The sequence below is a fragment of the Vreelandella sp. L-25 genome (genome assembly GCF_056857535.1).
In genome coordinates this window covers 86,927-110,106 of the sequence record NZ_JBSXNH010000064.1, presented here as the reverse complement: position 1 = coordinate 110,106, position 23,180 = coordinate 86,927, and the positions used below count along the sequence as shown (strand labels likewise).

22 protein-coding genes are annotated in these 23,180 nt (G+C 56.7%); 3 read left to right on the top strand and 19 right to left on the bottom strand.

Features of this window, described 5'->3' with window-relative positions:
* Nucleotides 1-537: electron transfer flavoprotein subunit beta/FixA family protein (locus tag AC13CN_RS09385; RefSeq protein ID WP_483052665.1), on the bottom strand; the 537-nt coding region annotated here is incomplete at its 3' end.
* Between the two features lie 374 nt (nucleotides 538-911).
* On the opposite strand from AC13CN_RS09385, the gene AC13CN_RS09380 reads away from it, so the two are divergent.
* The gene (locus AC13CN_RS09380; RefSeq protein ID WP_044629227.1) at nucleotides 912-2,576 is read left to right on the top strand and encodes an electron transfer flavoprotein-ubiquinone oxidoreductase; all 1,665 of its coding nucleotides are present in this window, start codon (nucleotides 912-914) and stop codon (nucleotides 2,574-2,576) included.
* Nucleotides 2,577-2,616: 40 nt separating this feature from the next.
* On the opposite strand, the gene AC13CN_RS09375 is transcribed toward AC13CN_RS09380, so the two are convergent.
* From AC13CN_RS09375 to AC13CN_RS09305, 15 genes are all read right to left on the bottom strand, one after another.
* A complete protein-coding gene (locus AC13CN_RS09375) occupies nucleotides 2,617-4,824 on the bottom strand; it encodes an ATP-dependent helicase (RefSeq protein WP_062360075.1) in 2,208 nt (735 codons plus the stop codon).
* Nucleotides 4,821-5,381: a DUF1285 domain-containing protein gene (locus tag AC13CN_RS09370; protein ID WP_044629225.1), complete on the bottom strand. Its 561-nt coding sequence runs from the start codon at nucleotides 5,379-5,381 to the stop codon at nucleotides 4,821-4,823. Before AC13CN_RS09370 ends, AC13CN_RS09375 begins: the two co-directional genes overlap by 4 nt.
* A gap of 29 nt (nucleotides 5,382-5,410) precedes the next feature.
* Nucleotides 5,411-6,244, bottom strand: coding sequence for a TatD family hydrolase (locus tag AC13CN_RS09365; protein WP_475312070.1), 834 nt, complete (start codon nucleotides 6,242-6,244; stop codon nucleotides 5,411-5,413).
* A gap of 36 nt (nucleotides 6,245-6,280) precedes the next feature.
* Entirely contained in the window at nucleotides 6,281-6,616 is a 336-nt protein-coding gene (locus AC13CN_RS09360; RefSeq protein ID WP_054645063.1) for a PilZ domain-containing protein, read from the bottom strand.
* Nucleotides 6,617-6,639: 23 nt separating this feature from the next.
* Nucleotides 6,640-7,623, bottom strand: a complete 984-nt coding sequence (locus tag AC13CN_RS09355) for a DNA polymerase III subunit delta' (protein ID WP_044629222.1) — start codon at nucleotides 7,621-7,623, stop codon at nucleotides 6,640-6,642.
* Nucleotides 7,614-8,267, bottom strand: coding sequence for a dTMP kinase (tmk, locus tag AC13CN_RS09350; RefSeq protein WP_044629221.1), 654 nt, complete (start codon nucleotides 8,265-8,267; stop codon nucleotides 7,614-7,616). The genes AC13CN_RS09355 and tmk overlap by 10 nt, the downstream gene beginning before the upstream one ends.
* A gap of 52 nt (nucleotides 8,268-8,319) precedes the next feature.
* Nucleotides 8,320-9,324 (bottom strand): endolytic transglycosylase MltG, encoded by a 1,005-nt coding sequence (gene mltG / locus AC13CN_RS09345; RefSeq protein ID WP_062360071.1) that lies wholly within the window; start codon nucleotides 9,322-9,324, stop codon nucleotides 8,320-8,322.
* Nucleotides 9,325-9,342: 18 nt separating this feature from the next.
* On the bottom strand, nucleotides 9,343-10,167 hold the full coding sequence (gene pabC, locus AC13CN_RS09340; protein WP_062360069.1) for an aminodeoxychorismate lyase: 825 nt from the start codon (nucleotides 10,165-10,167) through the stop codon (nucleotides 9,343-9,345).
* A gap of 6 nt (nucleotides 10,168-10,173) precedes the next feature.
* A complete protein-coding gene (gene fabF, locus AC13CN_RS09335; protein WP_044629218.1) occupies nucleotides 10,174-11,412 on the bottom strand; it encodes a beta-ketoacyl-ACP synthase II in 1,239 nt (412 codons plus the stop codon).
* 194 nt (nucleotides 11,413-11,606) lie between these two features.
* A complete protein-coding gene (gene acpP / locus AC13CN_RS09330) occupies nucleotides 11,607-11,840 on the bottom strand; it encodes an acyl carrier protein (RefSeq protein ID WP_008956801.1) in 234 nt (77 codons plus the stop codon).
* 124 nt (nucleotides 11,841-11,964) lie between these two features.
* Nucleotides 11,965-12,708, bottom strand: coding sequence for a 3-oxoacyl-ACP reductase FabG (gene fabG, locus AC13CN_RS09325; protein ID WP_058577892.1), 744 nt, complete (start codon nucleotides 12,706-12,708; stop codon nucleotides 11,965-11,967).
* 52 nt (nucleotides 12,709-12,760) lie between these two features.
* Nucleotides 12,761-13,720 (bottom strand): ACP S-malonyltransferase, encoded by a 960-nt coding sequence (fabD, locus tag AC13CN_RS09320; RefSeq protein WP_044629216.1) that lies wholly within the window; start codon nucleotides 13,718-13,720, stop codon nucleotides 12,761-12,763.
* 156 nt (nucleotides 13,721-13,876) lie between these two features.
* Complete coding sequence (gene plsX, locus AC13CN_RS09315) at nucleotides 13,877-14,890, bottom strand: phosphate acyltransferase PlsX (RefSeq protein WP_172515675.1); 1,014 nt, start codon at nucleotides 14,888-14,890, stop codon at nucleotides 13,877-13,879.
* Between the two features lie 40 nt (nucleotides 14,891-14,930).
* Nucleotides 14,931-15,101 carry a 50S ribosomal protein L32 gene (gene rpmF / locus AC13CN_RS09310; RefSeq protein WP_009099300.1) on the bottom strand — a complete coding sequence of 57 codons (171 nt, stop codon included), beginning with the start codon at nucleotides 15,099-15,101 and terminating at the stop codon, nucleotides 14,931-14,933.
* A 36-nt stretch (nucleotides 15,102-15,137) separates the two neighbouring features.
* Entirely contained in the window at nucleotides 15,138-15,686 is a 549-nt protein-coding gene (locus AC13CN_RS09305) for a YceD family protein (RefSeq protein WP_044629215.1), read from the bottom strand.
* Nucleotides 15,687-15,845: 159 nt separating this feature from the next.
* Here AC13CN_RS09305 and AC13CN_RS09300 point away from each other — a divergent pair, with 159 nt between their 5' ends.
* Nucleotides 15,846-16,448, top strand: coding sequence for a Maf family protein (locus tag AC13CN_RS09300; RefSeq protein ID WP_074210477.1), 603 nt, complete (start codon nucleotides 15,846-15,848; stop codon nucleotides 16,446-16,448).
* A 2-nt stretch (nucleotides 16,449-16,450) separates the two neighbouring features.
* On the opposite strand, the gene sppA is transcribed toward AC13CN_RS09300, so the two are convergent.
* From sppA to AC13CN_RS09285, 3 genes are read right to left on the bottom strand one after another with little or no spacing between them, the layout of a single operon-like run.
* Nucleotides 16,451-17,566 carry a signal peptide peptidase SppA gene (sppA, locus tag AC13CN_RS09295; protein ID WP_044629213.1) on the bottom strand — a complete coding sequence of 372 codons (1,116 nt, stop codon included), beginning with the start codon at nucleotides 17,564-17,566 and terminating at the stop codon, nucleotides 16,451-16,453.
* 32 nt (nucleotides 17,567-17,598) lie between these two features.
* A complete protein-coding gene (locus AC13CN_RS09290; protein ID WP_044629212.1) occupies nucleotides 17,599-18,252 on the bottom strand; it encodes an HAD family hydrolase in 654 nt (217 codons plus the stop codon).
* 12 nt (nucleotides 18,253-18,264) lie between these two features.
* Entirely contained in the window at nucleotides 18,265-19,206 is a 942-nt protein-coding gene (locus tag AC13CN_RS09285) for an RluA family pseudouridine synthase (protein ID WP_044629211.1), read from the bottom strand.
* 690 nt (nucleotides 19,207-19,896) lie between these two features.
* Here AC13CN_RS09285 and rne point away from each other — a divergent pair.
* Nucleotides 19,897-23,148 (top strand): ribonuclease E, encoded by a 3,252-nt coding sequence (gene rne / locus AC13CN_RS09280; protein WP_253557284.1) that lies wholly within the window; start codon nucleotides 19,897-19,899, stop codon nucleotides 23,146-23,148.
* Nucleotides 23,149-23,180 lie beyond the last annotated feature (32 nt).

Sequence of the window (23,180 nt, the reverse complement as noted above, 5' to 3'; positions counted from 1 at the left end):
GCGCAGGTCAGTGGTGACGATGGCCGGGAGTGTCAGCGCGACGGTTTGCAGGCCGCCGTCGATTTCACGGGTCACGTTGACCTTGTCACCATCTACCGCGACTTCTGAGGCGAAGGTGCCTTGCGGCAGATTGGTCAGCGCGGCGAGCATCTGGCCGGTCTGGTTGTTGTCGGTGTCGATGGCCTGTTTGCCGAGGATGACGAGGCCGGGCTGCTCTTCGTCCACCACTTTGGCAAGCAGTTTGGCCACCGCCAGCGATTCGGCGCGCTCGTCGGTTTCAATATGAATGGCGCGGTCGGCCCCCAGCGCCAGCGCGGTGCGCAGCTGCTCTTGGGCGGCCTTGGGGCCCACGGTCACGGCCACGACCTCGGTGGCCACACCCTTCTCTTTCAGGCTCACCGCCTCTTCCACGGCAATTTCGCAGAAGGGGTTCATGGCCATTTTAACGTTGGTAAGGTCTACATCAGAGTGGTCCGCTTTGACGCGGATTTTGACGTTGTAGTCGATGACGCGTTTCACCGCGACGAGTACTTTCATAGGTTCCTCGCTTGGCTCGTGATAGAAGCCGTTAACCTGACTAGGCGCCGCCACCTAGTGGCTGCGCTCAAAATTCATGCAAGCGTTTGATAGGCTAGCAAATGAAAAACCCTATCAATTTGCCACAGCCTACCCACCAGCAACAACTTTCTCTTCGTGCGGCCTTGGTCGTAGCCCGCCGGTATCGCTATTCGTACCGACACTTATAAAGTGTGCTTTTGCCATCGTAGGGGTGACCTGACACGGGTATTATGCCTATCATGGGAGATAACCAGAAGCAAACGACCGTTTTAAATTAAGGCCATCTTTTCATAAGCTAGTGCCCATTCGCTAGCCAGATACAGATGGCGCTTATGAGAATAAGGAGAAACCGGGTGGAAAACGTTGAACGCGATGTAATGGACTTTGACGTGGTCATCGTGGGCGCAGGCCCCTCTGGCTTGGCCGCCGCCTGCCGTTTGATGCAGCAGGCCAACGAGGCGGAGCAAGAGCTAACCGTTTGCGTGGTCGAGAAGGGATCTGAAGTGGGAGCGCATATTCTGTCTGGCGCGGTATTCGAACCCCGCGCCCTGGCGGAGCTGTTTCCCGACTGGGAAGAGCGCGGCGCTCCCCTGAATACGCCCGCCACGCGCGACGATGTCTATTTGCTGAAGGATGCCGAAAAGGCGCAGAAAATCCCCAATGCGCTGGTACCCAAGAGCATGCACAACACCGGGGGTGAACTGACTCGCTACGTGATTAGCGCAGGCAACCTGTGCCGCTGGCTGGCCGAGCAGGCGGAATCGCTGGGCGTTGAAATATTTCCTGGTTTTGCTGCTCAGGAAGTCATCATTGAAGATAATGTGGTGCGCGGCATCCTGATTGGCGATATGGGCGTAGGTGCCGACGGTACGCCTAAAGATGGCCACATGCCGGGAATGGAGCTACGCGCTAAGTACACGCTATTTGCAGAGGGCGCACGGGGGCACTTAGGCAAGCGACTGATCAATGACTTCTCGCTGGATGCCGGACGCGACCCGCAGCACTACGGTATCGGCTTGAAAGAGCTGTGGGACGTACCCGCCGATAAGCACGAACCCGGCTTGGTGGTACATGGCTCCGGCTGGCCACTAGACAGCAAGACCCACGGCGGTTGGTTCCTCTACCATGCGGAAAACCAGCAGGTCGTCGTTGGCCTGATTATGGATCTCGGCTACCAGAACCCGTGGCTCTCCCCGTTCGATGAGTTCCAGCGTATGAAGCACCACCCGGTGCTGAGCCAGTACCTGGAAGGCGGCAAACGCGTGGCTTATGGCGCACGGGCCATTGCCAAAGGCGGGTTCAACTGCCTGCCGAAAATGACCTTCCCTGGCGGTCTGTTGATTGGCTGTGACGCGGGCACCCTGAACTTTGCCAAGATCAAAGGCCTGCACACGGCAATGAAATCAGGCATGGTGGCGGCAGAAAGTGTATTTGAAGCGATCAAAGGCGGCGATGAAGGCGGGCAAGAGCTTGCCAACTTTACCAGCAAGTGGGAAGCCAGCTGGGCCTATCAGGAGCTAAAAGAGAGCGCGAGCTTCGGCCCTGCCATTCACAAATATGGCACGGTTGGCGGTGGCGCCTATAACTTTGTGAACCAGTTGCTGGGCAATAAGCTCCCCAACGTTCATGACACCACTACCGACCACGGCGCGTTAAGGCCAGCCGCTGAGTTCGAGAAGATCAACTACCCGAAACCAGATGGCAAACTGTCGTTTGATAAATCCACCTCGGTGTTCTTGTCCAATACGAACCATGAAGAGGATCAGCCCTGCCACCTGCGCCTCGCAGACCCAGAGCTGCCGATTCGTGACAACCTGCCCAAGTATGCTGAACCCGCTCAGCGCTACTGCCCGGCAGGGGTGTATGAGGTGGTTGAGGATGATCAGGGCAAGCCACGCTTCCAGATTAACTTCCAGAACTGCGTGCACTGCAAAACCTGCGATATCAAAGACCCCGCCCAGAATATTACCTGGGTAGCCCCTGAAGGCGGTGGCGGTCCGAACTATCCAAATATGTAACAGGCCAAATATATAACAGGGATAGCAATGGTGCAGCTGGCTACGCTGGCTGCACCGGAGGCTCCATCACCTCAATAGGTGCACGGCGGGCGATGAGACGACGTCGCCCGGCTTGCACAAACCGCACATCAATCACCGGGTCGGACGGATTACCCTCTACTGCCGCCACTTCGCCTTCTCCAAACACTGCGTGCAGCAAGCGCTGACCGGGGTAGTAGTGGCTACCCGCTTGGTAACCAGCTGAAGACTCCTTCACCTGTGGTGCGGCTAAGGCAATGTCGGCGCGCCCTACTCTTTCCAAGTAACGGGCCACTAAGCTAGGGGATTGCACTTCTAACGGCGTATCTGGCGCCTGCTGATTGGCTAAACAAGCGGCGACACGCATACCATCCTGCCAGGCACTTTCGGCAATAAAACGGCTTGGCCGATGTGCACCTCCGTCGTGAAGAACCAGCAACTGCTCCTTGGCACGCGTGATGGCCACATAAAACAGCCGCCGCTCCTCCTCTAAGCGCTCATCATTCAGCGGGTTATCGCGGCTATAGTGGGGAAAGTCTTCTTCATTAACGCCTGCAACGGCCACTAGCGGCCACTCGAGGCCCTTGGCACCGTGCACGGTACTGACCAGCACGCCGCCAGCCTGATTCTCCACCGGACGTTCAAGTAGCTCAATGAAGGCATCTGGATCTTGTACGCTCTCAGCCTGCTCAATCAGCACGTCGAGCAAACGCACGTCCTCCTCTCCTTTATCGCGTCTAGCGGCGGCACGTTTCAGCGTTTTTTCAGCGTCAATCGCCTCTACCACATGGCCGAGCAATTTGGCCGGGGGCCATGCGTTAAGTTTGGGCAGCTCACACAGTAGCTCCCAGCGTTTTTTTAGCGTGCGCCGCTGTAACGGTTTTAGCGCTGCCAGAACGGGCTCGTGCCGCTCCGGCCACTGCTGGGTTGTCGCTAACTGGTAAGCCAGACGCTGCAGGCGTTCACGGGCGACAAAGGGGGTTGGCTGAGATAACAGCAGCAGCAACTGCTCTGGGTCGTGAAGCAGTTCTGGACGCCTGGAGAGTTTCAGATAACCTGCCAACGCCTGCACCAGGGGCAAGCGGAACACGAAGCGATCTTCTCGCAGCAGACGAAAGGGGATACCCGCCTGCAGCAAGGCAAGCTGGAAAGGCACCGAGAGCGCCCAGCTTCGCACTAGCAGGCTAGCATCACTGAGCGCCCTCCCCTGGGCCTGCCAGTCCATCAAGGCATCCAGTAACAGTCGGCTTCCTTGACCTACGGTTATGCGAGTATCGGGATTACCTGCTTCGGCCAAGCAGAGCTGATCGGGCCGACGCTGATTGGCCATGATGGCGTGGTTAGCCGTCAGCGCCAAGGCATGCCCGTGGCGAAAGGTCATGGAGAGCGGATAGTCGGTGGCTTTGCCGAAGGTGGCGGTAAAGTTCTCCAGCATCGTGTCTGGACGAGCACCGCGCCACTCATAAATACACTGGTTAGCATCGCCCACAGCCATCACATTCGCACTCGGCCCAGCAAGCACGGCCAGCAGCCGCTGCTGAACCGTATTGATATCCTGGTACTCATCAACAATCACATGATCCAAGAAACCTTCGACCCGCTTGCGGAGCGTGGCGTCCGCTTCCAGGGCCTGCAGTGGGCGGTAGAGCAGGTCCGCATAGGTCATGACGCCTTCAGCGTGCAGCAGACGCTCAGCTTCTTCGAAGGCCGTAGGAAAATAGTCGGTATCCGGCTCGTAATTAAGGCGCTCATAAAGCGCCGCCGCAGGCAGCATTTCGGCCTTCACTAGGCCACAAAAATGCGCCAACGCCTCTAGCCGATCACCTTCCAGCGCAGCGTCGCGACGATCTACCTGGCCGGCAAGCACATTTAGGCTAGCTTGACGAAGCAAGCGCTCCATTTGCCATTCAGCAGAGAGTAGCCGCCTGGGGGCGAGCGCTCCCCAGCGGCACAGGCTTTGGGTCAGCCGGTGGCCTAGGGAGTGAAAAGTACGAACGTCGGGCAACGGCTGGCCTGCTGAGGCCATGCTGGCTAGGCGACGCTGGAAGTCATCTTTCGCTGAGCGGTTAAACATCAGCACCAGCATTCGCTTGGGAGAAACGCCACTGCCTAACAGGTGAAGCACTCGGGCAGCCATGGTCGTGGTTTTACCTGCGCCCGCCACGGCGGCTACACGCGCATGCCCTTCCCTATGGTGAACAACAGCTTGCTGCTCGGCGGTTAACTTCACGGCGCCTCACTTGGCACGCTATCGCTCCACTGGCCAAGCAGGTGCCAGCTTCCCGCACTATAGAGCTGACACTCGCTCTGGCCTGACGAATTCTCTTGCACGCGCGCCTGCTCTACCAAGCGATAGAACACGTTGCGGTGCAGTCGAGCCGCTAAACCGAACCGGATAGCACATTCGGGCGCCATCTCGCCGCTGGGAGAAGCAGTCAACCTCATGGGGTGCTCGGCATCCAGACGTACTACATCGTCAAATTGAGTCTTTAGCCACCAGGCACCATCGTGGAAATCCGCTTCGACCACGACAAAGGGGCGGTCCACTACGGCAATGCGCCAGCGCTCCACGGGAGTGACCAGGCAGTATCCATCGGCATCCAGACGCAGTAGGCTGGAGAGCAGCTTGGCAATCGCAGGACGAGCAAACGGCTGCCCTTCATGCAGCCAGGAGCCATCCTCCTGAATCAGGATATCCATTTCTCCTGATAGCGCGGGCTGCCAGGTATCAACAGGGGGAATAGATGCTGAGCCTTCTGACTGCTGCAATAGTCGATCAATATTCATCACCGACCTCCAGTGGTTGTCACCGCGTGTTACACCACAAGCCCAGACTGTGCCAAGGCCTCTTTGACATGGGCAGGCGCGTCTGGTGCCGCAGCGCGGAACAGATGGTAAAAATTAACGGTCGTTTGCATGGCAACTTCATCCACGCTGATGCCTCGTTCACGCGCAATACACTCCGCGACTTCAACGACCCAGGCAGGCTCATTGGGCTTACCGCGATAAGGGACAGGGGCCAAATAAGGGCTGTCGGTTTCAATTAACAGCCGATCCAGCGGAAGCTGACGTGCCAGTGTTCTGAGCGATGCCGCATTACGAAACGTAATAATGCCGGAAAGAGAAATATAGAATCCAAGCCGAACCGCCTCCCGCGCCATGTCCAGGTCTTCAGTAAAGCAGTGGATGACGCCGCCCACCTGAGGATTGCTGTATTCACGCAGCAGCGCCAGCGTATCCTCTTTGGCCTCGCGGGTATGAATGATGACCGGCAACTCTAGCTCATTCGCAGCGATGAGATGCCGCTTGAATCGCTCATGCTGAACGCTGACAGGCACGCTCTCCTGGTAGTGATAATCCAGCCCTGTCTCACCAATCGCTACCACTCCATACTGTTCAGCAGCCTCTACGATATCGTCCACCGTCGGCTCATTTGGCGCTTGGTGGAGCGGGTGAAGGCCCGCAGAAATAGCCACATCGTGATGTGCTCTGGCAATGGCGGCCAAGCCCGGCAGCTCTTCTAACGTCGTAGAGATGGCTAAAAACTGGCTAACGTTGGCAGCACGGGCAGCATCCAACGTGGCGGCCACATCGCCGCCATGTGTATGCTCCGATAAACGGTCTAGATGACAGTGAGAATCGACAAACATGCAGTGCTCTTTGGAAGTAAATAGGAGGTGGCTAGCTTAGAGCGTAAACGAGGGAGGCGCTTTATCAAGCTGCCCGGCTAACAGGGTCTCGATACGGTCACGCACAGAGTAATCTTGCTGACTAAAGTGCACGCCAATGCCTGGCAGTCTTCGGCCACTAACACCTTCTGGTGAGATCCAAATCACCTGACCGGTGACGGAGAGTCGCTCGCTCACCCCTGGCAGCGTTAGCAGCAGTACAACGGGTTGCCCGAGGCTATACAATGTTTTGGTAGGCACAAAAATACCGCCTCGATCCAAAAACGGCATATAGGCAGATAGCAGCGTGGGCACGTCGGGTATCGTTAAAGAGAGTGCTTTTTGAGCAGCCATCACCACCTCATTGCATTAGATTGTCAGGAGCGCAGCAGCGCAGACCAGCGCACCAGCCAAGCTTCAAGCACCAGCTGTGGATTCGGGTTTGCTCCAACGGCCAGCAAGCGGCGCTGCTCTCTGGCGTAATCTAATAGCCGGAACCAGTCCTGTACGCGGCCATTTTTCACCGCCTGGCGATAAAGCGGCGTTAAATCAGGATTGTGTAGCACGCTCTGCTCGCCCGATAGTCCCAGACGAATCAAGTCTTCAAGCCAAGCAATACCGTACCATAAGATCGCATCAATCGCTTGGCGATCCAGCCTCGCCGCCTCTGAAACAGGCTCTGCCCCGCGCACTAACTGTTCGAAACAGTCGTGAATCTGGTGGCGCAGCGCCCGTTCATCGGGAGCGGCCAGCTCAACCGCTAACAGGGGAAGGCCGCCTGATACTTGCCACCAGAAGTGAGCTTCATCACCACCCAGCTGCTGGGTCAGCCACCCTTTACAGTCATCAAAGGGCACGCTTGCTAGGGGCCACTGCTGGCAGCGCGAACGAATCGTTGGCAGCGTGCGGGAGGGCACATCTGAAAGTAGGATAAATAACGTTTTATCGCCGGGTTCTTCCAGGCTTTTTAACAGCGCGTTGGCGGCGGCAATATTCATGGCTTCAGCAGGTGAGATCACAATCACTCGGTAGCCACCCTGCTGCGCCGTTTGCGAGACAAACCGATTCACTTCGCGGACGGGGTCAATGCGGATTTGGCGCTTGCCCTCTTCTGGCGACACCCGCAGTAGATCAGGGTGATAGCCAGAGGCCAACATGGCGCAGCTGTGACACTGCCCGCAAGCCTGCTCGCCGGGCTGGGCACATAGCGTTCTAGCGATCAACGCTTCTGCCAACTGCTGCTTGCCAACCCCGTGGGCACCGCTAATCAGCAAGGCATGGGGCATGCGCCCGCTGTTGGCAAGGCGCACCAGCTGCTGCCAAGTGGCCTGATGCCAGGGCAATACGCCAGTTATTGCCATTGGGCAACCCGTTCTTCCAATACGTGGCTTAGCGCCGCTTGAACCACCTCTAGCGGCTGAGCTGCATCAATCACCGCAAAGCGCTCAGGCGAAGCGGCCGCGCGATCCAAATAAGCTTGGCGTACCGCCATAAAGAAATCCGTCTGCTCTTGCTCAAACCGGTCACGCTGGGTATTTAGCTCGCGTAGGCGGCCCTCTAACCGCTCTTTGGCAGCTTCGGGCGACATATCCAGCAGCAGAGTGAGATCAGGGGCAAGGCCTTGCTGTACAAATTGCTCTAACTGCGCAATGCGTGCGGGGTTGATCCCGCGCCCGCCGCCTTGATAGGCAAAGGTGGCATCGGTAAAACGGTCACATACTACCCAGGCACCTCGTGCCAACGCTGGCAGGATTTTTTCCGCTAGATGCTGTGCACGGGCCGCAAAGACCAGTAACAGCTCGGCATCAACGCTCAGCGGCTCTTGGGGGGCAGGGTCAAGCAGCAGCTCACGAATTGCTTCTGCGCGGGGGGTGCCGCCCGGCTCACGGGTTCGCACCACTTCCATTCCCTGGGCCGTTAGCCATGCTTCGACAAACGCCATATTGGTAGACTTACCGACTCCCTCACCGCCTTCTAGGGTGATGAAGCGTCCGCGCTTGCTCATTGCTGCCCCTTACTCAATAGATACGCCATCGACATGTTCAGTGTTTAGCTATTTAACGGTTTCGAATATAGCGATTCACGGCATTGTTATGCTCGCGTAATGTGCGCGAGAAGTGATGCGTGCCGTCACCTCGGGACACAAAATAGAGCGTTTCGCCGGGTAGCGGCTTCACCGCCGCCTCCAATGAGGCTCGCCCTGGCATGGCAATCGGCGTCGGCGGCATGCCGTCAATCACATAAGTATTGTAAGGGGTGGCTTCACGTAGGTCTGCCCGTGTGATGCGGCCATCATAGCGCTCGCCCATGCCGTATATTACCGTGGGGTCTGTTTGCAGACGCATGCCACGCTCCATCCGGCGCTTAAATACCCCAGCAATCTCTCTGCGCTCTTCAGGCGCCCCGGTTTCCCGCTCAATCAGCGATGCCATAATTAGCGCTTCATAGGGCGTTTCAATGGTTAAATCGTCATCCCGTTCCGCCCACACTTGCTCCAAAATGCGCTCCATCCGATTTAACGCTTGGCTCAAAATATCGACATCGCTCATGCCCAGATGATAGCGGTAGGTATCGGGGAAGAACCAACCTTCAGGAAAGGTGCCCTCACGGTCCAGCAGCGTCATGACTTCTTCGTCACTCATGTCTGCCGTACGGTGTTCAAGCTTCGGCGCACTATTTAGCAGCGCACGCATTTGGCGAAAGGTCCATCCTTCAGGCACGGTCAGCGAATAAGTCACCACGTTATTACTGCCCAACAGGGCCATCACCTCTCGCCCACTCATCCCCGGTGTGAGGCGGTACTCGCCAACCCGTAGACTTGGCATCTGCTCTGGGTCTATCCGCGCCAGTAGCTTAAATGCCCAGGCATCCTCAAGCACTCCTTGCGCCTCTAAATCGCGAATGACTTGATTAAAACCAGCTCCGGCAGGCACTTGATATAGGGTGGGTTCCTCTACCGCAATTGGCGCCGCTAGACGCTGCTGCCAATAAGCATAACCGCCGAGCGCAGCGGCAACGGCCAGCACAACCAATATTCCAAAGACGGTAAGTAACCGTTTCACGTTGACACCTCAATCTATTTATTTGGATTCTGATGCGGGAAACATACTGGGATAGCCCAGCAGGCGGTGAGCCTCACCCTGCAGTGGGTCTGGCCCTGCTAACACAGGCCAAGTCGCGATCAGGCCGCCCTGCGTATCAAGCAATTCACACACAGGCCACACGCCCTGTACCGAATTACCTACCCAAAGGCGCTCAACCTGTGGTAGTTCCGAGACTGTCAGCCCCTCTTCCTCAATAACGCCGTTAGCCAATAGCGCAGCGCGCAGAGTACCTGCCACGCCGCAGCGGTTTACCCGGGGGGTCAAAAGACGCCCTTCCGTTGACCAGAAGAGGTTCATACTGGTTGCTTCCACCATTTCGCCTGATTGGTCCGCTAACAGGCCTTCGGCAATATGGCTCTCTTGCCACTCCTGGCGAGCTAGCACATTCTCCAAACGGTTAAGGTGTTTGATGCCCGCAAGCAGCGGTTGATGCCCTAAACGAAGATGGCACAAACGTACGCAGACACCGTGTTGCCACCGCTGCCCGTTGGTAACAAAAGGCGTTCGCCGAAAGATCAGCCTGGGCTCAGGAGGATCAGGCAGCGCGTAGCCTCGGCCACCGCTTCCGCGTGTCAATATTAATTTAAGTACTTCCAGCGCTGCCGCAGGGGGCGACTGCCACACCTGCGCCAGCTGTTGAGAGGTAGGCAACGGGATATTCAAGCGCCGACAGCCCTGTTCCAAGCGCGCGAGGTGATAATCCCAAAGTACGGGTACCCCATCGCGCAGCAGCACTGTTTCAAATACACCGTCGCCATACGCTAGCCCGCGGTCATCAAATGGCACCTGGGGCATGGGCATAAAAAGTTATACCTTTTTGAACAGCAGGGAGCCGTTAGTGCCACCAAACCCGAACGAGTTGGAGAGCGCGATATCAATACGCATATCCCGCGCGGTATGGGGTACGTAGTCGAGGTTGCAGCCCTCCTGGGGGTTATCCAGGTTGATGGTGGGCGGGGCGACCTGGTCACGGATTGCTAGAATGCTGAATACCGCCTCTACCGCACCGGCGGCACCCAATAGGTGGCCAATCATCGACTTGGTTGAGCTAACGGCCACCTGCTGGGCCGCACTGCCCAACACTTTTTCAATAGCGCGACTTTCAGCCAAATCGCCGGCAGCAGTTGATGTGCCATGGGCGTTGATATACTGCACGTCTGCCGGATCAATAGCGGCATCTTTAATCGCATTGCGCATGGAGAGTGCGGCACCGCGACCATCCTCGGGCGGAGCGGTCATATGGTAGGCGTCATCACTCATACCAAAGCCAGCCAGCTCCGCGTAGATAGTGGCGCCACGGGCTTTCGCATGCTCGTACTCTTCTAGCACCAGCACCCCTGCACCATCAGACAGCACAAAGCCATCGCGGTCGGCATCCCAAGGACGGCTCGCTGCTTGCGGGTCATCGTTGCGCGTTGAGAGCGCGCGCGCGGCAGAGAAGCCACCCAAACCTAATGGTGTGGTGGCCATTTCTGCGCCGCCACAAATCATGACATCCGCATCGCCGTAGGCGATGGTGCGCGCGCTGTAGCCAATATTATGGGTACCGGTGGTGCAAGCCGTGGTAATCGCAATATTCGGCCCTTTAAAGCCATGCTGGATCGCCATGTTGCCGGAAATCATATTGATAATAGAACCAGGCACAAAAAACGGTGATACCCGACGTGCACCGCCTTTATTGAGCGCATTATGGTTATGCTCAATCATTGGCAGCCCACCAATTCCAGAGCCAATCGCCACGCCGATGCGCTCAGCATTCTCCTCTGTGCACTCTATCCCTGAATCCTGTACCGCCTGAGCACCGGCAGCCATACCATACTGAATGAACAGATCCATTTTGCGAGCGTCTTTGGGGTTCAGATAAGGGCTGATATCAAAATTCTTTACCGAACCGCCAAACCGCGTATTGAAGCCACTGGTATCAAAGTGCTCAATAGGCGCTATGCCGCTTTTACCGGCGACAATGTTCGCCCACGACTCATTGACACTATTGCCCACTGGGGTCACCAGGCCTAACCCAGTTACCACTACCCTTCTTCGCGCCATCAGTTTCCTCCAGGCATCCATGGTGACACGACCCATCTGGGTCATTTGCTGCAGAAATTTGGTGACTAGTATAACGGAGATTGAACGTTATATTCATTGTGAGCGTAAAGCAAAAAAGCCGCCCCATATCAGGACGGCTTTTTTAAGACGGATGGGTGAGCACCCCACCCTGGTTCACAGCGTCGACCGCGCCCTTACTGGTGGGCGTTTACGTAGTCGATGGCTTCTTGAACCGTGGTGATTTTTTCAGCTTCTTCGTCAGGAATTTCAGTATCGAACTCCTCTTCCAAAGCCATCACCAGTTCAACGGTGTCCAGAGAGTCGGCACCCAAGTCTTCAGTGAAAGAAGAGCTATTCTGGATGTCTTCTTCTTTAACGTTCAGGCGCTCTGCCACAACTTTCTTAACGCGCTCTTCAATAGTACTCATCAACGTACTCCAGTCGTTCACATTAGCTGTTAGAGATAACCAGCTATTTGGAAACCGCAAGCCAAAAGCTGCGGGGTAGTTTATAGACGCCCTTAAGTTGACGCAACCGCCAAGCCTAAGGCCATCAACGCATATTCATACCGCCGTTCACGTGCAGCGTTTCACCAGTGATATAGCCTGCGGCATCGCTGGTTAAAAAGCCAACCGCTGCGGCGATCTCTTCCGGCCCACCTAAGCGTGCCAGCGGAATCTGCTTTAGCAGCATTTCATGCTGGGCTTCAGGCAGCGCTTCGGTCATGTCGGTGGCGATAAAACCAGGCGCAACGGCGTTTACGGTAATGGCACGGGAAGCAACCTCTCGCGCCAACGCCCGGCTAAAGCCTTCCATACCTGCCTTAGCAGCAGCGTAGTTAGTTTGGCCCAGGTTGCCCATGGTTGCCACTACAGAGCTGATCGATACAATCCGCCCGAAACGCGCCTTGGTCATGCCACGAAGACACGCTTTGCTGACGCGATATACAGATTTGAGGTTGGTATCCATGACGGAATCCCACTCCTCCTCTTTCATCCGCATCAGGAGGTTATCACGAGTGATACCCGCATTGTTAACCAAAATAGTCGGGGCGCCAAAACGCTCGCCAATGGTTTTCAGGACCTCATCAATGCTCGCTTGGTCCGTCACGTTCAGGCACATACCAGCGCCTTCAACCCCGTTAGCTTTCAGGTCGGCATCGATTTTTTCTGCGCCAGATTTGCTGGTCGCTGTGCCGATGACAATACGCCCTTGGCGGCCCAGTTCATGGGCGATAGCGCGACCAATGCCGCGGCTCGCACCGGTCACCAAGGCAACTCGTTTTTCTTGCGTCATAACACGTTTCCTTCCACTGAACTAAGCAAGGGTAGCTGAAAATAGCCGCTTATCACGCACTACCTGCTAATGTTTCTCGCGCAAGCTCAAGCGCTGCATCCAAGCTATCGGGGTCATTCACCGCTAGCCCCTTGGCACCGCGCACAATACGTTTATTAAGACCTGTCAGCACTTTGCCTGGGCCACACTCAATGAAGACATTAGCACCTTGCTCAGACATTGCTTCAACGCAGGAGGACCAACGTACTGGCTGGTAGAGCTGCTCAATTAAACGAGTGCGCAGCGTATCAACATCTGCATGTGCCTGGGCATCGACGTTCTGAATAACAGTATAGCGAGGGGCACGTAGCTCAATCGCCTGCATCGCTTCGGCAAGACGCTCAGCAGCAGGTCGCATCAGCGCGCAGTGAGAAGGAACAGACACAGGGAGGGCAAGTGCGCGCTTAGCGCCCGCTTCTTGGCAAGCAGCAATGGCACGCTCAACGGCTGCTTTGCTACCAGCAATGACGACCTGACCCGGGGAGTTATAGTTAACTGCAGAAACGACATCGCCCTGGGCAGCGCTTGTGCAAGCGGCTTCCACCGCGCTGTCATCAAGCCCAAGAATGGCGGCCATTCCGCCTTCACCAGCAGGTACAGCTTCTTGCATTGCCTCTCCGCGCAGGCGCACCAGTTGGACACCCTCTGCAAAGCCCATCACGCCCGCACAGACCATAGCGCTATACTCACCCAGGCTATGGCCCGCCATCACGCTGGGGCGAGGGCCTTCCAGCTCCTGCCAGACGCGCCAGATGGCAACGCTTGATGTCAGCAGCGCAGGCTGCGTGCAAGCCGTGGAATTCAACGCTTCTTCCGGCCCTTCTTGGACTACTTTCCATAAATCGTAGCCCAGCGCGTCAGACGCTTCCTCAAATGTCGTTCCCACCACACTGTAACGCTCGGCTAGCTCTCGCAGCATTCCAAGCTGCTGAGAGCCTTGCCCGGGAAAAATGAGGGCAAGGGGTTGAGACATGTCGTTCACCTTTGCTCTTGTAGGCATTTGCTCAGTTGAGCGATAGGCGTGGCTATCGGCCCCGTTATAAAACGGCTGTTGGCACATCCTACTGCCGCCGATAACCCGCAAAAGTCGTGCAACGCATTGCTGTAACCCACTCATCTGCCCACTGAGCTAAGCCCAGTGTTTGGCAAGCTGAGTAGGCAAGTCATGTTCTACTTCCTGCAGCGCTCGCTGAATAGCATAGTAGAACCCATCTGCACGGGCGCCACCATGGCTTTTCACCACAATACGTTTTAACCCAAGTAGGCTTGCGCCATTATAACGAACGGGGTCAAGCTCCTGCTTTAGCCGCTTCAGCACAGGTTTGGCCAGTAAACTTGCTAAGCGCCCGCATAGGCGTGACTCAAACGCCATCTGCACACGCTCCACCAGCATACGGGTCAAACCTTCGCTCGCCTTGAGCACCACGTTACCAACAAAGCCATCGCAGACCATGACATCAATATCGCCCTGGAAGATGTCACCACCTTCGGCATACCCCTGATAAGCAAAACTTAATGTGGTAGCGCGCTCACGCAGCAGCCGGTCAGCCTCTCGCACCGTCGCACTGCCCTTGGTCGCTTCCGCGCCAACATTCAATAGCGCGACTCGAGGGCAATTAATACCATCCATACATTGCGCCATTGCCGCACCCATCATGGCAAAATCCACTAGCCGTGATGCGGGCGAGTCCACATTTGCGCCTAAATCCAGCAAATAACAGCGACGACCACCCCGTGCAGGAATCGCCGTACTGATAGCAGGTCTGGAAAAGCCTGGCAGCATACCAAGCTCACGCCTTGCAAGCGCGACTAGTGCACCGGTGTTTCCTGCACTAACACCCGCTGCAGCATAACCTTGTGCCACATAACGCAACATATGCACCATGCTGGTCTTATCCCCAGAGCGTAACGCCCAGGCAGCAGAAGCATCTTGTGACACAGTATCAGGCGCATCGCAGACGACTAAACGTGACGCTGCCGCAGCCAAGGGCTGCGGCAAGCGCGAAAGCTCAGCGACAACACGCTGACGCGGGCCAAACAGAGCGAGCTCTAGGTCAGGACGTTCAATCACTGCCCTTGCAGAGCCCTCTATGATGACACGAGGGCCTTGGTCACCCCCCATGACATCAATCGCTAGGCGCAATGCACCCACTCTGTTTCGCCACTCGTTAGAGAGTTAAGGATTAAACCTCAACTACCTTACGACCACGGTAGAAACCATCCGGAGAAACGTGGTGACGCAGGTGAGTGGTACCGGTTTCTTTGTCCTGGGACAGAGTCGGTGCGCTCAACGCATCGTGGCTACGACGCATGCCGCGCTTGGAACGAGTTTTACGGTTCTGTTGAACTGCCATGGGTGTTTACTCCAAGGTATATAGGGTAAGTGATGCTTACTTTTTGCCTTTCAAAGCGCCACTGCTTTTCAAAGCATTGAGCACCGCGAAAGGATTCTTGGCTGAAGCGGATTCATCCGCCGCGCCTTCGGTCTTGCTGACCAGCTGCTCCGCCGAGACATGGCATTCGGTCTCATCGTGATAGACCACCTGCGGCAGGCTGAGGATTAATTCATCCTCAACTACCGTCAGCAAGTCCAGCTGTTCATTTTCCACCAGCACCGGCTCATGACTGGCAGGCAGCTCGGCCGCCAAGGCTTCGTCGGTAATCATTCCAAGCAGGAAGTCACTGGAAACGTCTTGGCTAAGCGGCACCATACAGCGGCGACAAGGCAGCGCCAGGGTCGCTTGCAAATGGCCACGAATTTCGCGACGGCCTTGGGCATCTACACCAAACCCAAGCACGACGTGACAGTCGCCGGTTTGGTCACCCGCTTCTTCAGCGAGGCGGGGCAGCTTATTCAGCGCCACTAAGCCTTCAAGTCGTTCGCGGCGGGCTGCAAGCTTATAAGGCTCAACCCGGCTGGGGAGTTGTGAGGTCAACATAGGCGCGCAATGATAGGCACTCGCCCTCCTGGTGTCAAAGCTCATGGCATAATTCTTATCGGTTTATCGATGAAAACAGCGTCAATAGGCATGCCGCTGGGCTTTCGCTACACTCATTGCCAGTACATATTGCGCCATTCAGGCCACAAGGAGACGATAGTGCCGCAAACGCAAAACGCCCCTCTTGTGCTCGCCTCCAGCTCGCGCTTCCGCCAAGCGCTGCTGGACAGGCTACACCTGCCCTACCAATGCTACTCGCCCGATATTGACGAAACGCCACTTCCAGACGAGTCACCAAAGGCACTCGTTCACCGCCTAGCATTGAGCAAGGCTAATGCCGTCGCGGAACGTTTCCCCAATCACTGCATTATTGGTTCTGATCAGATTGCTCTGTTTGAAGGGGATATTCTCGGCAAACCCCATACTACGGAGCGGGCCTGCGCTCACTTAGCCCGCTTCTCAGGCCAACGAGTCACTTTTTTAACTGGCCTGGCCTTATTAGACACGCGCCACCAGCGCCATCAGGTCCATATCGAACCGTTTGACGTGGTGTTCCGCACGCTGAGCGAGCGGGAGATTGAGCGCTACGTAGCAATAGAGCAGCCACTGGATAGCGCCGGCAGTTTTCGCATGGAAGGCTTAGGCATTGCTCTGTTTGAGCGCTTAGAGGGGCGTGACCCCAATGCGCTGATCGGTCTGCCGCTGATTGCCTTGTGCGACATGCTTCGCCAAGCAGGCATGAACCCGCTTGGCGATGCCTAATGCTACTGCGCCTGAAACTTTATAGGCGCATGACTACTGTGCAAGCCAAGCACTTCCGCTGCGGCCTGGGTAAAACGCCGCGTTAGGCGCTCAAAGGGATCCAGGCGGGGCGTATAGTTCTCCCATGATGCCTCACCCACCTGAGCACGCGCCACCTGTTCAAGGCTTGCCAACTCATCGACCAGCCCCAAGCCAAGCGCCTGCTCACCGCTCCAGATCAGCCCGGAAAAGATCTCCGGGCTATCACTCAAACGATCACCACGCCCAGCCTGTACATCATTGATGAACTGCTCATGAGTTTGAGCGAGCACGCTCTGCCAGAAACGAGCCACCTCCTCATCCAAGGGCTGGAACGGATCTAAAAACGCCTTGTTCTCGCCTGCAGTCATCACCCGCCGCTCGACGCCCAGCTCATCAATAGCTTCTTGAAAGCCAAAACCGGCATAGATCACCCCAATAGAGCCCACCAAGCTGGCGGGAGATGCCACTATCTCATCCGCCGCGGCGGCAATATAGTACGCCCCGCTGGCACCGATATCCTCGATCACGGCAATAATCGGCTTATCTCCCTGCTCACGCAGCCGCATAACCTCCGAGTAAATACGCTGCGACTGCACTGGGCTTCCACCAGGGCTATCAATATGCAGCACCACTGCCGACGCGCTTTGACTCTCCCAAGCCCGGTTTAACCCTTGAATAATACGCTCAGCATTAGCGGGCGAATCGTTGGCGATCACGCCATGCACTTCCACCAATGCAAGATGTTGCTGCGCAGGCACCGCGGCTGACGGCTCGGCTAAAAACACGCGATATAACGTAACCGTGAGTGATACCAGCACTAGCGCCAGCAGCATCAGCCGAAAAAACAGCTTCCAACGGCGTGTTCTACGCTGCTCGGTCAAGACGCCACCAATCCAGCGATCCATCATTTCAAGCTGCGCTAGGCGCTGACGCTCTCTGAGTATTTCCGCATCGTCATCCTGCCCACCTGGCAACGGTGACTCTTGTGCCTTGGTGGAGACATCCGGCCCCTGGGTCCAGCGATCATGAACACCACGCTGATCTTCACCTTGAGAAGCCTCTTCACTGTCACCACCGCGCTGCTGCTCATCACTCATCGTCAGCTCCTACTCTTCGTTTAAGGACGCCCTTATGCATGACGCAGCCAGTCAAATAGCGACGGCACGTCTTCAGCGACCCACACCGGCTGGCTAGCGGCTAGCCGAGCGGGAGTATGCACTCCGTAAGTTACGCCCACCCGATCCATACCGATAGCACGCGCCATTTCAAGATCATACTCAGTATCGCCCACCATTACCGCTCGCTCTGCTGGAACCTGAAGCTCAGCCAAAATCTCTAGCAGCATTTGCGGGTGGGGCTTAGAGCGCGTTTCGTCAGCAGTCCGGCTAGTGTGGAACAGCCCCCCGCTACCTGTTTCATTAAAAACCCGATCAAGCCCACGACGGCTTTTACCCGTCGCCACCGCAAGCCGCTGCTGGGGCCGCTCTCTCAGCTTTGCCAACTGCGCTTCAACCCCATCAAAAAAGGGCATAGGCGTAGTGTCACCATGAACAAAGTGATGGGAATAGCGCTGGCGCAAGCGCTCCGCCTGCTCTGGCTCAATGCCTGGGCAGAGTTTGGCAATCGCCTCAGGAAGACCCAGCCCAATAATGTCTTCAATGGCGCTGACTTCAAGCTCACCCCATTCAGCGTCTGCCGCTGCTGCTTGCATACAGGAAACAATCTTCGGCACAGAATCCATGAGTGTGCCGTCCCAATCGAAAATAATTAGCTCATAGCGCATAACAGTTCTCTTTTATTGACGTGCGCGCTTGAGCGTCTCTTCAAGCGCCTCCGGAAGCGGCGCTTTTACCGTCACCGGCCTGCCATTGCCAGGCTCGGGGAATGTTAACGAGCGTGCATGGAGGAAAAGTCGCCCCAACCCCAGCTGCTTGGTTAACAAGCCGCTCTCACGAGTAGCGTACTTATCATCCCCCAGCAGCGCATGGCCAGCATGGGCTGCGTGCACACGAATCTGGTGTGTGCGCCCCGTAACGGGCTCAGCCTCAATTAACGTGACCTTTTCAAAGGTTTCCACTACAGAGAAGTGGGTGCGCGACACTTTACCGTTGGGATCTACCCGCACGCGCCGTTCGCCGTTACCTGCATCAAAACGGTCCAACCGAGCACTTTCATAAGTTTTACGGGCCGGCCAGCGCCCGGCCACCAGCGCCAAGTAGCGCTTATCCATGCCGTGCTTTTTCAACGCCTCATTAAGGGTTACCAGCGCATCGCGAGACTTGGCGAGCAGCAAACAACCTGAGGTATCACGATCCAGGCGGTGCACTAACTCCAGGAACGTTAGGTCGTCCCGCACTTGGCGCAACGCCTCGATGAGACCAATCTTAACGCCACTGCCACCATGGACTGCTAAGCCTGACGGCTTATTCAGCACCATCCAGTCGGGCCCTTCCATAATGACGCTGCCGACAAGCAGGTCGCGCAGATTATCGCTCACCTCTTTCACCGCCTCTTTAGGCGCTAGGCGCAGTGGCGGAACACGTACTAAATCGCCCGTTTGCAGGCGATAATCCACTTTTACCCGTTTCTTATTGACCCGAACCTCACCCTTACGCACGATGCGGTAGATCAATGCACGAGGTGCACCTTTTAGCCGGGTCATTAAAAAATTATCGATTCGCTGACCCGCTTGTTCCGGGGCGATATCCACCCACTGTACTTCACGCCCTTCGGACATTGCCGCGCACTCCTGGTGACATTCTTTAACGTCAGGCTAAAAACGGCATTCTAACGTAGACCCACCGGCATTGCGTCAATTGCTGGTGGTTGTCTTTACTGTTATATTCCAAAGCGCTCATCGGCCAACGTGGCCGGGCCGAACGTGGCCCGCTTATATAATCCTTGTATGGCGAATGATTGCCCACGTTTTGCCTTCGCACCTGCCCGACAAACACGCAGGTCAGAGCGAAAAAGCATGGATCAGTGTACGCACTACCTGCTTATCACGTATTGAAATGTAGTAACTCTGCCGTTAAGTAAATGGGTAACGACAGAGAGCGTCAGGTCATGCCAGCAACGGCAGGCCCGTCACTAAATAAACGTTACGCTTCAGAGTGGCAGCCCCTTTTCGTCACAAGGCACTGCCAATTCTGGGGCGCAAAGATCAACGCTGTGCCGATACCGGCGTTGGTGAATCGATGAATGCCAGGTGTGGGCGGTGTCAGCAGAGCCGGATGGACGTGACAGCCACCGAAACATGTTCTGCCGCCGCCACGTACTCAACGCCCTTTCGGCCGGGTCGGCAGAACTGCCTTCCCGGCTTAATGCGTCAGCATAACCATGCGCCGAGCACAAGCACGCAGCACCCAGCGATTCGCCGACGCTAGCCTTTAAAAGCGCTTCGGCACGCCATGCTACGTGAGACAACATGAAACGGATGCTAATTAACGCGACCCAGCCGGAAGAGCTGCGGGTCGCACTGGTAGATGGACAGCGCCTGTATGATTTAGATATTGAATCTGGCGCTCGGGAACAGAAAAAAGCCAATATTTATCGGGGTAAAATCACCCGTGTAGAACCCTCGCTCGAAGCTGCTTTTGTTGACTTTGGCGCTGAGCGCCACGGCTTCCTTCCGCTGAAAGAAATCTCCCGCGAATATTTTGTCAAAGATGTCTCTGGCCGTCCGAGCATTAAAGAAGTGCTCAAAGAAGGCCAAGAAGTCATTGTTCAGGTCGATAAAGAGGAGCGCGGCAACAAAGGGGCAGCGCTGACCACCTTTATTAGCTTGGCAGGTCGCTTCCTCGTCTTGATGCCCAACAATCCTCGTGCGGGCGGTATTTCGCGCCGTATTGAAGGGGATGATCGCAGCCAGTTAAAAGACGCCATGGGCCAACTTACTGTGCCCGACAAAATGGGCCTCATTGTTCGCACCGCAGGCATTGGCCGTAGCCCAGAAGAGCTTCAGTGGGACTTGGATTATCTCGTTCAGGTATGGGAGTCCATCACCACAGAAGCCGGTAAGCGTTCTGCACCGTTCTTAATCTACCGTGAATCCAACGTCATCATTCGCGCCATGCGCGACTACCTTCGTCAGGATATCGGCGAGGTGCTGATCGACAGCCCCGAGATTCACGCCGAGGCGCTGGCATTTATCCGCCAGGTGATGCCCTCTTACCAGCAGAAAATTAAGCTGTACGCAGATGAGGTCCCCCTCTTCTCTCGCTTCCAGATTGAGTCGCAAATTGAAACCGCTTACCAGCGGGAAGTAAAACTGCCCTCTGGTGGCTCGATTGTAATCGACCACACTGAAGCTCTGGTGTCCATCGACATCAACTCCGCGCGTGCTACGCGGGGCAGCGATATCGAAGAAACAGCGCTGCAAACCAATTCCGAAGCGGCCGACGAAATTGCCCGTCAGCTTCGCTTGCGAGATATTGGCGGCTTGGTCGTGATCGACTTCATCGACATGGGCCCTGCGCGCAACCAGCGTGAAGTCGAAAACCGCATGCGCGATGCTCTGAAGCTAGATCGTGCTCGGGTACAAATTGGGCGCATTTCACGCTTTGGCTTAATGGAAATGTCGCGCCAGCGCCTACGCCCCTCCCTGGGCGAAACAAGCGGCGTAGTGTGCCCACGCTGTAACGGCCAAGGCACCATCCGCGACGTGCGTTCACTATCGCTCTCGATCATGCGCCTGATTGAAGAAGAGGCAATGAAAGAGCGCAGCGCGCAGATTCGCGCCATCTTGCCGGTACCGGTGGCCACTTACCTGCTAAATGAAAAGCGCAGCGTACTGGCAGATATCGAGTCTCGCCAAGGCGTTCGCGTGGTGCTGCTACCCAGCCCAGAAATGGATACTCCGCACTACGATGTTCAACGCCTGCGGGATGACCATTTGGACGAAGACGAGAGCCATACGCTCTCCAGCTTCGAGCTGTCTACCGACACCGATGTTGGCAAAGAACCTGACCCTAGCTTTGCACCGCCTGCACAGCGGACCGAAGCGGCCGTTAAGAGCGTAGTACACAACGCCCCAGCACCGGCATCGCTACAAACAGAAGAAACGCCTGCTAAAGCGGCTGCAGCCACCCCTGCACCCGCCGCTGCTGCTGAACAGCCCAGCGTGCTTGGCCGCTTTATCCGCGGCTTTGCTAAACTGCTAGGCGGCGATGACGGCAGCCAGCAGCCAGCTCAGGAAGCCCAGGCACCAAGTAAGCAGACTGAACAGCCGAAGAGTAGCCGCCCGCAACGCAGTGAACGCCGCTCCAAACCTGTTCAGGAGCGCAGCGACACCAGGGCCAAAAACGAGCAGCGCAGCAGCACGCCATCCGGTAATGCCACTCCTCGCAATGACGATGCAAGCGATAAGCGCAGCGGCCCCAGCCGCACCCGCAACCGTCGTCGTCATCCGCAGCAGGACGATGCCAAGGCCCAAGAGAGCGCGAAAAACACGCATCAGAAAGAGCCCGTAAACAAGGACGCTCCTAAAGAGGAGGCAGCCAAGCCTGCCGTCCAGCCGGATAACCGTCGTGACAAGCCACGTGATGCCAAGCCCAAAAGCGATGAACGCACGCCTACGGCCCAGGCTGACGACAGCAAGCAAGAAGACGGCAAGCCGAAGCGTACGCGTAACAACCCGCGTCATCGTTCGCGCAAGCAGGCGCTAAACCCTCAAGCGGAAGCAGAACAGCTGAAACTGCAGGCAGAAGCGGAGCAGGCACCTCAGCCCCAAGAAGCCCCGGCAGCCACAGCGACATCTGAAGCCGCTAGCGCGCCTGACAACAACACGGAAGCATCGCCAACACCGGCTGACAAGCCAGCAACTGAGCAAGTAAGCAGCGAAAAAGACGATAGCGCTGAGCAGGCTCAAGCGGCAGCGGACGACAGCACAACTGCTGAGCGCCCGGCCAACAGCGCCGACAAAGCACGCAAGTCGACGCGCCAGCGCCGTCAGGCTCAGCCTGAGTCAGTGCAGCACGAAGCCACCAGCACACCAGCGGCTGACAGCAGCGATGCAGCAGCCTTGAGCGCGCCAAACGCTGACGAGACCAAGGCCGCCGATGCTCAAACTGACGACCTCAAAGCGGAACAGCCGCCGGTGGCTCAAGAAACCGCAGCCCAAGACGCCACGGAAGCGCCGCAAACCGCTGCCGAGCACGTCGCAGAGAGCGAGCCGAAAGCGAATGACGCAGCTGCAGAAGCAAGTGCGGCAGAAGCTGCTGCTGAAAGCACAGTGCCCACGGAAGAGCCTCAGACTCAGACAGTAGCGAATGAGTCTGCTGAGTCTGCTGAGCAGGATAGCGTTAAAGACACTCCGGTTGCCAACGCCGAAGCAGCGGCTTCTACGGATGAAGAAGCTTCAGCCACAACAGTCAGTGAAGAGCCCTCAACGGCGAAAGCGCCTTCACCGGCGGCGGATCAAGAGCCTTCAACAGAAGCGAGCGAGCAGCCAGCTGCTGAAGCTCACGACGAGACGGCTACCAAGATGGAAGCGGCCCCTGCTCCAGAAGAGCAAGAGAACGTGTCAGCGCAACCCGCCGACAATGCGCCAGCGGCAAATCCCGTTAGCGAGGCCCCGACAGCTGATGAGGAGGCGCCAAAACCGCGTCGTCGCCGTCGTGCCCATAACGACCCGCGCGAACTACGCAAGCAGCAGGCACAGCAAAACTCGCAAGAGTAAGTGCTCGCAACAAAAAACCCCGCTTCGGCGGG